Below are 10,000 nucleotides of genomic sequence, written 5' to 3'. Positions count from 1 at the left end.
TGCAGGAGCATGTGTCACAGCAGGAATAGGAGTTCTTATCGGAATGACCTGTGTCAGACTCCGGGAATGGTTCCTTGCCATGGTGACATTCGGGTTTGCGGTCATCATCCAGACTCTTATCGTGATAAGTCAGTTCAGCTCCATTACCGGCGGATGGGATGGGTTCGCAGTTCCAAAGCTTATTCCCTCATCAATTCCTGGCGCACCATATCTTGAGTACTATGCTATCCTTGCAATCGCTGCCGGCTCCATTCTGCTCTTTCATCTCCTGCTCAAATCAAAGATTGGACTTGCACTAGCAGCAATTCGTGAGAATGAGATGGAAGCGAAAGCATCAGGGATAAACCCGGTCCCGTTTAAGCTCTTTGCGTTTGGGGTAAGTTCTTTTATCACAGCAATAGCAGGAGCCCTTGAGGTATGTCACTTCGGGTACATCTCTCCTGAGATATTTGGGGCAGATATCTCTTTCTGGCCGATTATTTATTCAATAACCGGCGGGCTTGGAACACTTGCAGGGCCGATCATCGGAACTATTGTTATCAGTCTCCTCTGGGAAGGACTGAATGCTCTCGGCTTTACGTATGAACGGTTTATTGTGATTGGTGTTCTGCTCATCCTGGCGATCATATTCCTGCCAAAGGGCCTGGTCAGTCTTCCGGAACGATTAAAACAGATGAAAAGGATGAAAACGGAAGATGAAACGTAGATCACATGCCAAGATATGCTTCTTTTACATGGGGATCATGTAACATCTCTTCTGCAGGTCCGGAGAGGACAATTCTTCCATTTTCAATGATATAGGCACGGTGTGATATCTCAAGGGCCCGTTTCACATTCTGCTCGACAAGCAGGATGGTAAGTCCTTCTTTATTGAGTGCACTGATGGTATCAAGGACAGTATGAACATATTTCGGAGATAAGCCAAGTGAAGGTTCGTCAAGAATGATCATCTCCGGACCAGACATGAGGCATCTCCCGATTGCAAGCATCTGCTGCTCACCACCGCTGAGTGTCCCGGCATACTGGTCCTGTCTCTCCTGCAGGATTGGAAAGAGGGAATAGATGTACTCAATATCAAAATCCTTGTGATTCATGTAGGATCCCAGCATCAGGTTCTCCCTGACGGTCATCTTTCCGAATAATTTCCTCGTTTCCGGGACCAGGTTCAGATGGTGATGGACAATCTCATACGTTGGAAGTCCGGTAATAGGCATACCTTCAAAGGTAATTGTTCCACTGGATGCAGGAACAAATCCCATGACTGAAGAGACAAGAGTTGTCTTCCCTGATCCATTTGAACCGATAAGGGTGACTATCTCCCCTTTTCTGACCTCCAGGCTGACATCCCAGAGAACCTGCAGATGGGAGTAGGAGACGGTGAGGTTTTGAACGTTCAGCACTTAGTGCTCCTGGAAGTGGTATTGTTCTCCAAGGTATGACTCGATGACTCGCTTATCTGCAGCAACTTCCCGTGGAGTCCCTTCAGCAATCTTTTCTCCCTGATCCAGAACAACAACCCGGTCAGAGACTTCCATGATGATCTTCATCACATGCTCTATCATGAGAATGGTCAATCCCTCATCTCGAAGTGACCGGATCAACCTGATAGCCTCTTTCCCTTCGCTTGGGGTAAGGCCGGTCATGATCTCATCAAGAAGGAGCATTTTTGGTTTTGATGCCAGAGCACGGGCCAGTTGTGTCTTTCGAAGGTCAATGGTATTGAGGGTCCCAAGCGGGCAGTCCAGTTTTTCTTCCGGAAATCCAACACGCTGCAGACATTCAATTGCTTCCTCCTGGGCCTGCTTCATGCCAGGTTTATGCCCGTTTCCATAGAGAGCACTGATCATTACTCCTTCTTTTGCGGACAGACCTGGAAAAGAACGCGGATGCTGAAATGTTTTTGCAATACCTCTCTTACATATGGCATCCAGAGTGAGCCGGGTGATATTCTCTTCTTCAAAATAAATCCCTCCGGCATCCGGCCGGCAGACTCCGGAGATCATATTCAGGAGTGTGGTTTTTCCTGCCCCGTTCGGCCCGACAAGCCCGAGGATCTCTCCCTCCTTAAGTGTCATGTCCACATTGCGGACCGCCTGTAGTCCGCCAAAAGATTTGGAGACACATTTCACATTGAGCATATCAATCACCGTGCGATACTATGTCATGATATATGTTAGCATGTATCATAAATCTATCATTCAGATGGGGGAACCAGGTGCAGTGCTAAAATGAATTAAGAGAAAAATGGATGCCGGAAAAAATGTGAAGGGATATTCAGGTGGTAAATCTGCCCATAGACTGGGAAATGCGATCTATTGATGCAGTTGCATCGGTGATGACTCTGGTTATCTGATCAAGGGCTGCTGAAGCCTCTTCAGTTGCTGCTGATGAGTCAACCGCTTCTTTTGCCGCCTGTTCTATGAGATTTCCGAGTTCATGAACGCTGGCGCTTATCTGCTCAACCGATGCCGCCTGTTCTTCACTGGCACCGGCAACCTCTCCGACTCTGATCGAGACATTCGCAATCGCCTCTGCAATCTTGTTAAAGACGGTCAGGGTCTCCCGTACGGCGGTGTTTCCTTCTTCAACATCTTTCAGTGAGTTTTTCATGGATTCGGTAACGGCACGCGATTTTTTCTGCAGGTCGGTAATGAGGTTTGCAATCTTTTCTGCAGACTGTTGTGATTCTAGTGCCAGGGATTTTACTTCATCAGCAACAACGGCAAATCCAAGTCCTGCATCCCCTGCACGTGCTGCCTCAATTGCTGCATTGAGGGCAAGGAGGTTGGTCTGGTCAGCAATTGAGCTGATAACGTTGACAATGGTTCCTATATCCTCCATCTGCTTTCCGATCTCACCGATGACCTGATCAGTCTCATTAAAGGAGCTTGATATCTTCTGCATCCCGGTATCTGTCCTTCCGACAAGTTCCGCCCCCTGTCTTGAGAGGTCATCAGTCTCCTGGGTGAGGTTTGCTACTTCATTTGCCTGGGTTGCCACTGCAGAAACGGTGGTTGACAGATCATTCATGGCCTGAAGAACCTGGGTAACACCGGCTCCGCTCTTTTCTGAGAGATCACTGACAACACCTGCGTTATGGGCAAGGTTTTGTGCACCGGCGGTCACTTCCTCGACACTTGCACTGGTCTCTTCCATCCCGGCAAGGAGTGAATCCACTTCCTTCTTTACCTGCCCGATTGCCCTGCCGGTTTCAATACCAATCTTATTCAGAGAGTCTTTGAATGGAATGAAATCTCCTTTTACCGTAACCTTATCACTAAAAGTTGCAGAGAAGTCTCCTAATGCATATGCACCGGCAAGATTCATAGCTTCATTAACAGGACCGATGATATTTTCAAGGGTGTTGTTGATTCCTGCGATGATCTCACGATATCCTCCTTTAAATCTCTCTGCATCGCCTCGAATGCTTAAATTGCCCTCTTCAGCAGCATGTGCCAGGGTTTTTGTCTCTTCAATCAGATCACTGAGTGTTTCTGCGGTCTCCTTGAGGGCAGGACCGATCTCATCACGTTCATCCATGATCGGAACTGATGTGACTTTTTCACCGGCAGCAATACTTTTCATGGTCCCAATAACCTCATGCTGCAGGTTATTGGCAAATAAGTCCATTGTTGTGGCAAGGATACCAATCTCATCCTTCCGGTCCATGGAAAGCCGCATGCCAAGATGCCCGTGTCCCATTTCATCGATCATCTCAACGGTTTTGCCTAAGGGACCGGTGATACTCCTGGTCAGGGCAATGGCAAACCCTATTCCGATGATTGCGCCGATGATGGTGACAATGATCATCGTGGTTTTTGCTGCATTTGCGTTATTATCGTTTTCTGTTTTGATCTGTTCAGCAACTTTCAGGTTGGTGTCCATCAGGGTTTTGAGTGCTTCATTACACTGAGTCCGGTAATTCGCCAGAGGTGTTCCTGCAGCCAGAGAACTAATCGCTTCAGGTATTTTATTATCCTTAATAAGAGCTATTGTTTTCTCAGACTCAGATTTATATCCCTGGAAAGCAGTTTTAAAACTATCAAATACTTTTCTCTCTTCTGCATTCAGATTTAATTTGTCAATAATTGCTATTTGGTCATTCACTGATGCAAGTACACTTTCTGCAGAATCAAGGCTGATGGTCCGTTCTTCAGGAATCAGCATTCCCTTGTACACATCACCCCTGAATTGGGTAAATGCACCATTTATTACACCAATCTGCTGAATCGGTATTAACCGGTCATTATACATCTCATCACTTTTTACGGCAAGGTTACTGATGAAAATAAAACCGGTCCCTGCAATGATGAGCATAATGATAATAGTCAGGACAAATCCGCCAATCAACTTCTTCCCAATCTTCACATTCTCCAACATTTCGATCACCTCATGATGTTCACTTCATCATACTTCTTTAAATAACCTGTGGTGATCAAACGCTGATTTCATAAGGTGTAATAGTCGGCTCATCGGGAAATGCTTTAATTGCAGAGGGATAGAATTGTGGTATGGTCCGGGATACAGCATCTCACTGCAGGAGCGGAATATCATGGCAATCCCTTCCTGATCCGGTCGTTCGTGAAAAACTTGCAACCGGAGAGAAGGGCCTCACGAGCCAGGAAGCTGCAGCCAGAATTCTGGAGTTTGGGAAGAATGAACTTCCTGAATCAAAGAAGGCATCTGTATTCACCATATTTCTCAGTCAGTTTAAGAGCCCCCTCATTTATGTTCTGATAGCTGCTGCCCTGTTGTCATGGTTTCTCGATCACCTGACCGATACGGCATTTATCACCGTTGTCATCCTTGTGAATGCAGTAATTGGAACTATTCAGGAATGGAAAGCTGAACAGAGTGCAAAAGCTCTCCAACAACTCTTTCGAATCACTGCAGTCGTCACACGGGACGGACATGAGGTTCGGATTCCGGCAGAAGAACTGGTCCCAGGAGATCTGGTCTATCTTGAAGCAGGTACACGGGTCCCGGCAGATCTCCGGATAACTCAGGTTGCCGACTGTTCGATTGATGAATCGGTTCTCACCGGGGAGTCAGTTCCGGTCACAAAAAAGGTGACCATTCTTCCTGAAGAGATTCCTGTCAGTGACCAGGAGAACATGGCATTTGCCGGGACAACCGTAGTCCGTGGAATATGCCGGGGATTTATTGTCAATACAGGAATCTGCACCGAGGTAGGAAAGATTGCTGTCGCGGTTGCAGATACCACCCTGTCTAAGCCCCCCTTGATTATCAGAATGGAGAAATTTTCTCAGCATATTGCCGTTGCAGTACTGATTGCAACTGCTTTTCTGGGTATCATTGCTGTGTACCAGGGGATGGCAATCATCGATGTCTTCTTCTTTGCGGTTGCTCTTGCTGTTTCAGCAATACCTGAAGGTCTCCCCGTTGCCCTGACGGTCGTTCTCTCAATTGCTGCATACCGGATGTCAGGTCGGCATGTGATAGTCAGGAAGATGACGGCGGTTGAAAGCCTTGGATCATGCACTTTGATTGCAAGTGACAAGACCGGCACCCTCACGATGAATGAGCAGACAGCCCATGTTGTTCTCCTTCCCGGACGGGATTCGTTTCAGGTCACGGGAACTGGATATACCGGTGAAGGCATCATTCACACGGAGAAAGGAGATCACCTGTCCGAGTCTGATCTTCACCATGTTCAGCGGCTTTGTCACATCGCCACGCTTTGCAGTGAAGCACAGCTCGAAAAAACCGATGAAGGCTGGCATCATTCGGGGGATCCTGTTGACGTGGCATTTCTGGCACTTGCACACAAATCAGGTCTTGATACATCACTGATTCAGAAATCAGTAGAGAGACCGCTGTTCATTCCCTTTGAAGCTGACCGGAGATATTCAGCCGCTGGATTCACCGACTCAACCGGAGATCGGTTTGGTATCAAAGGGGCAGCAGAAGCGGTGCTCCCTCATTGTATCCGGATGAGGACGCAGGCAGGTGATGAGGAGGTTGACCAGACGCTCCTCCTTGCAAAGGCAGAAGAGCTTGCAGTAAGCGGATACCGGGTACTTGCGGTTGCAGAAGCAGTGTCTCCTGGTATTCCTGAGGATCCCATAAAAACAGGGCTCCCCCCACTTGTGCTCCTTGGGTATATCGGGTTTATCGACCCGGTTCGACCTGATGCCAGAGAGTCGGTTGAGTCCTGTCAGAAAGCAGGGGTTACTGTGGTAATGGTCACCGGAGATCATCCGGCAACAGCTCTTGCCATCGCGAAAACACTGGGGATTGCCAATACTCAGGATCAGGTTCTCACCGGAATGGAGATAGATGCACTCGGATCGGTTGATATCCCTGAGTTCTTCGACCTTGTCCAGAAAGCCCGGGTGTTTGCACGGGTAACTCCGGTCCAGAAACTCTCCATCGTTGATGCCCTCATCCGGATGGGCCATTTTGTTGCGGTAACCGGAGACGGGGTCAATGATGCTCCTGCCCTTCGCCGTGCCCATATCGGGGTTGCGATGGGGTCCGGGACCGATATTGCCAAGGATAATGCGGCGATGATCATCACGGATGACCGGTTCTCATCCATCGTTGCAGGTATTGAGGAGGGGCGTTTTGCGTATGATAACATCCGGAAAGTTACCTATCTGCTCGTCTCAACCGGTGCAGCCGAGGTGATCCTCTTTACCTGTTCCCTCATCGCTCATCTGCCCCTGCCACTCCTTGCAGTTCAGCTGCTCTGGCTGAATCTCGTAACCAACGGAATTCAGCATGTCGGTCTGGCCTTTGAGCCTGGTGAGAAGGGTGCTATGAATCGTCCTCCCAGGCCCCCGACCCAGGGAATATTCAATCGCCTAATGATCGGCCAGATCCTGGTATCTTCTGTCATTATGGGGTTGATCGGGTTTATTGCATGGTATTACATGATCTCAATCGGAGTTGAGGAGAATACCGCACGAAATCTTGCAGTTCTGCTCTTTGTTCTGCTTGAGAATGTCCATGTGTTTAACTGCCGGTCAGAGTACGTGTCTGCATTCCGGATGCCCCTGTCAAGAAATCTCTTCCTGGTCGGTTCGGTAATTGCCGCTCAGGTGATACACCAGGTTGCCATGCATATCCCGATTCTGCAGGATGTCCTCTGCCTTCAGCCGGTCAGCCTGACCCAGTGGGGAGTGCTCCTTGCAGCTGCCTGTGTGATCGTCGTGGTCATGGAGTTGTTTAAAGTTATATGGCCACGGGTTGATAAAACAGAATAATCAACTTTTTTTGCTGTTCGATAGGAAAACTTTGGCAGGAGTTGAATTTTCATGATACTACCGAGTTATTATGTGTTTAGAGTGAAAATTATCTATACACTAATATGTCTCACACAATTATCCGAATGTTCCGAATGTCTAAAAAAAATTAATTCATTTCTCTCCTAAAAAAGCAGGAAACTGGGATGAGTGAAATTCACGTAAAAGCAATTTATGAAAATGGTGTTCTAAAACCAGAACATCCATTGGATTTTAATGATTCGACTGTAGTGTATATAACAATACGTAGGACTTTCTCTGATTTTTTGGAGAAAATTGGAGAGCCGGTAGCAAAAGAAGATATTGACACTGTATTGAATGAAACTCGTTACAGAACATGGTATGATGATAACAAATAATTGTGTAATCGATTCATCAGTTATCATCAAAGCCATTTTCAAACCAAAAAAAGCCCGATATGAATTTGAATATCAAAAAGAATTAGAAACTCATTTTAATAGCAGATATTTGCTTCAATTGATTGATCGTACCAATATTACTGTATTAATACCCCGGTGCGTATTTGTCGAAGTTTCAGGGGTATCAAGCCGGCTTTCTGACCCGGAAAAAGCCAAATCAATTTACTCCGAAATGCAAGTGGTTTATTCAATAATTCCTGAAGATGAGATTTTTAATTCTGCTCTAGAAATTGCCTTGAAATATGGAAACCCCGGTTTTGATAATTACATTCTCGCAACTGCATATAAGAACCAGTGTCCGCTTTTCACCGATGATAAAAAGGTGTATGAGATATCGAAGCAAATTGGAATTCAATCCTATCTTATGAGAGATCTTTCAAAAACCTGGATAGATAATTTTTTCGCTCGGTAATTTTTTTATTCATTTCTCTCCAGATTTATGAGCCCCAAATAAATTCTATATGAACCTCCTTCGAAACCCCGGACCTGTCTATGGTCAGTTACTTGTCGTCATCGGAGCTGCCCTCATCAGTCTATCCCCGGTTTTTGTCGTACTTTCCGGAGTAAGTGCGACTGCCTCTGCATTTTACCGGATGGCATTATCCCTTCCTCCGCTTCTCCTGCTTCTAATTTTTATCCGGGGAAAAATATGGCTTGGTGCCAGGCAATGCGGAATTGCCCTGCTTGCAAGTATCTTTTATACGCTTGACCTGACCTGCTGGCACCAGAGTATCCTGCTCATCGGACCCGGACTTGCAACGATACTTGGAAATTTTCAGGTATTTGTTCTTGCAGCATTCAGTGTCCTGGTTCTTCATACCAGAGTTACCCCCCGGTTGATTCTTGCTATCCCTGTCTCGATAATCGGCCTGTATCTTATCTGTGGGGTGCAATGGAGCACTGCGTCTGATGGTTTTCAGGTGGGAGTCCTGCTTGCACTGACAACCGCTTTCTGGTATGGCGGATACGTCCTATTCCTCCGTCTTTTACAGACCTCATTTGATCTGGAGGGAAAGATTGCGAATCTGTGTATGATCTCCATCCTCACCACCATTATTACCGGGCTCGTGGTTATCGGGTCTGGTGATGGTTTTGATGTTCCGAGTGTAGATTCATGGCTCTATCTTACTGCTTATGCCATAATATGTCAGGTTATTGCATGGCTGCTGATATCTGCAGGGCTTCCGTTTACCAGTGTCACCGTCCTTGGTGTTGTGATAACCCTTGGAGCGATATATCTTGGATCGACAAGCACAAGCCCGGGAGAAAAATCAGAATCCTGACCATGAGTTCATCACCAGAACTCCTCATATTGAGGATACATCTATCTATACCGGAGACAAAACAGAAACTATTCATAGAAACCTCCTTACAGTATTGAATAAAGATTTCTTAAAAAAGGAGATTGCTCATATGTTTACAAAAGTCCTGATACCCTATGATTTCTCTGATGACGCTGAATACATTATCAGATGCCTGAAAACCATACCCCAGATACGGGAGGTAATTCTTGTCCATATCACGAGAAGCCTGTATCTGGTTCCGTCTCCTGAGAGGGAAAACCCTGAGGCTGATTATGCACGGCTCAGACTTGAAAAAGTTAAGGAAATGATAGACATGCCCCGGTCAAAAGTCCGGGTTCTTATTGAGGAGATATCTGGTGGTGAGATATCAGATGCAATCATCCGGGTAGCAGAACGAGAGCAGGTATCACTCATTCTGATGGGGAGAAGAGGACGGGGAGTCATTGAGACTCTGCTCCTGGGAAGCACCGCATGGGATATTCTCAGATTTGGCCCGACTCATCTCCTTCTGGTCCATCCTCCTGATGATGATCCGAAAACTTCCTCTCCATCCCCCTGCCCTGAAATCTTCACACGGGCAATGATCTGTACAGATTTTTCAAAGCCGGATATTGAAACTCTCCTTTCAGACATTCTCCCCCTCGTATCATCAGTGGATCTCTTCCATGTTGTCTCGAAAGGAGATACTGATGAGGAAATAGGTCGTGCAATGAAGGAAGCAGAAGAGAAACTTAAGAATATTGTCATTTGCTGCCCTGAAAAATCCATTCAGGTCAGAGCACATGTCAGGATTGGTGATGCTGCGGATGAGATTATCCGGTTCTCTGAAGAGGAGGATATATCCCTTATCGTGGTTAAATCCACCGGTAGCCGGGGGCTCGTCCATAAAATCATTGGTGGAACAACTGAGGCAGTTGCACGAAATGCAAAAAAACCTCTCTTCATTATCCGAAAATCAGGATAAAGAACCCCTCTTCGCATTAAATTATAGAGGTATTCATAATCGTTC

At 46.6% G+C, this 10,000-nt stretch carries 9 protein-coding genes; 6 read left to right on the top strand and 3 right to left on the bottom strand.

What is annotated here, in order from left to right; all coding sequences use genetic code 11:
• Positions 1–706, top strand: a 706-nt coding sequence (locus LDL35_RS01360; RefSeq protein WP_304018731.1) for a branched-chain amino acid ABC transporter permease, incomplete at its 5' end; no start/stop codon positions are given.
• A 1-nt stretch (position 707) separates the two neighbouring features.
• On the opposite strand, the gene LDL35_RS01355 is transcribed toward LDL35_RS01360, so the two are convergent.
• From LDL35_RS01355 to LDL35_RS01345, 3 genes are all read right to left on the bottom strand, one after another.
• The gene (locus LDL35_RS01355) at positions 708–1,400 is read right to left on the bottom strand and encodes an ABC transporter ATP-binding protein (RefSeq protein WP_304018729.1); all 693 of its coding nucleotides are present in this window, start codon (positions 1,398–1,400) and stop codon (positions 708–710) included.
• Positions 1,401–2,138: an ABC transporter ATP-binding protein gene (locus LDL35_RS01350; protein WP_304018727.1), complete on the bottom strand. Its 738-nt coding sequence runs from the start codon at positions 2,136–2,138 to the stop codon at positions 1,401–1,403.
• Positions 2,139–2,274: 136 nt separating this feature from the next.
• Positions 2,275–4,380, bottom strand: a complete 2,106-nt coding sequence (locus tag LDL35_RS01345) for a methyl-accepting chemotaxis protein (protein WP_304018725.1) — start codon at positions 4,378–4,380, stop codon at positions 2,275–2,277.
• Between the two features lie 131 nt (positions 4,381–4,511).
• On the opposite strand from LDL35_RS01345, the gene LDL35_RS01340 reads away from it, so the two are divergent.
• From LDL35_RS01340 to LDL35_RS01320, 5 genes are all read left to right on the top strand, one after another.
• Positions 4,512–7,229, top strand: a complete 2,718-nt coding sequence (locus LDL35_RS01340; protein ID WP_304018723.1) for an HAD-IC family P-type ATPase — start codon at positions 4,512–4,514, stop codon at positions 7,227–7,229.
• 185 nt (positions 7,230–7,414) lie between these two features.
• Complete coding sequence (locus LDL35_RS01335; protein ID WP_304018721.1) at positions 7,415–7,627, top strand: antitoxin family protein; 213 nt, start codon at positions 7,415–7,417, stop codon at positions 7,625–7,627.
• Complete coding sequence (locus tag LDL35_RS01330; RefSeq protein WP_304018719.1) at positions 7,587–8,099, top strand: type II toxin-antitoxin system VapC family toxin; 513 nt, start codon at positions 7,587–7,589, stop codon at positions 8,097–8,099. The genes LDL35_RS01335 and LDL35_RS01330 overlap by 41 nt, the downstream gene beginning before the upstream one ends.
• A gap of 49 nt (positions 8,100–8,148) precedes the next feature.
• Positions 8,149–8,970: a DMT family transporter gene (locus LDL35_RS01325; protein ID WP_304018717.1), complete on the top strand. Its 822-nt coding sequence runs from the start codon at positions 8,149–8,151 to the stop codon at positions 8,968–8,970.
• Between the two features lie 130 nt (positions 8,971–9,100).
• Positions 9,101–9,955 (top strand): universal stress protein, encoded by an 855-nt coding sequence (locus tag LDL35_RS01320; protein ID WP_304018716.1) that lies wholly within the window; start codon positions 9,101–9,103, stop codon positions 9,953–9,955.
• The last annotated feature ends 45 nt before the right edge of the window (positions 9,956–10,000 follow it).

Origin of the sequence: Methanospirillum hungatei, from assembly GCF_020216685.1 — an archaeon.
GTDB classification, from domain to species: domain Archaea; phylum Halobacteriota; class Methanomicrobia; order Methanomicrobiales; family Methanospirillaceae; genus Methanospirillum; species Methanospirillum hungatei_B.
This window is presented reverse-complemented; position numbering and strand designations above follow the sequence as displayed.

Excerpts from the sequence above, each read along its gene's own strand:
- LDL35_RS01350 (WP_304018727.1), bottom strand. The coding sequence starts at position 2,138 with ATGCTCAATGTGAAATGTGTCTCCAAATCTTTTGGCGGACTACAGGCG.
- LDL35_RS01345 (WP_304018725.1), bottom strand. The coding sequence starts at position 4,380 with ATGTTGGAGAATGTGAAGATTGGGAAGAAGTTGATTGGCGGATTTGTC.
- LDL35_RS01340 (WP_304018723.1), top strand. The coding sequence starts at position 4,512 with ATGGTCCGGGATACAGCATCTCACTGCAGGAGCGGAATATCATGGCAA.
- LDL35_RS01335 (WP_304018721.1), top strand. The coding sequence starts at position 7,415 with ATGAGTGAAATTCACGTAAAAGCAATTTATGAAAATGGTGTTCTAAAA.
- LDL35_RS01330 (WP_304018719.1), top strand. The coding sequence starts at position 7,587 with ATGAAACTCGTTACAGAACATGGTATGATGATAACAAATAATTGTGTA.
- LDL35_RS01325 (WP_304018717.1), top strand. The coding sequence starts at position 8,149 with ATGAACCTCCTTCGAAACCCCGGACCTGTCTATGGTCAGTTACTTGTC.
- LDL35_RS01320 (WP_304018716.1), top strand. The coding sequence starts at position 9,101 with ATGTTTACAAAAGTCCTGATACCCTATGATTTCTCTGATGACGCTGAA.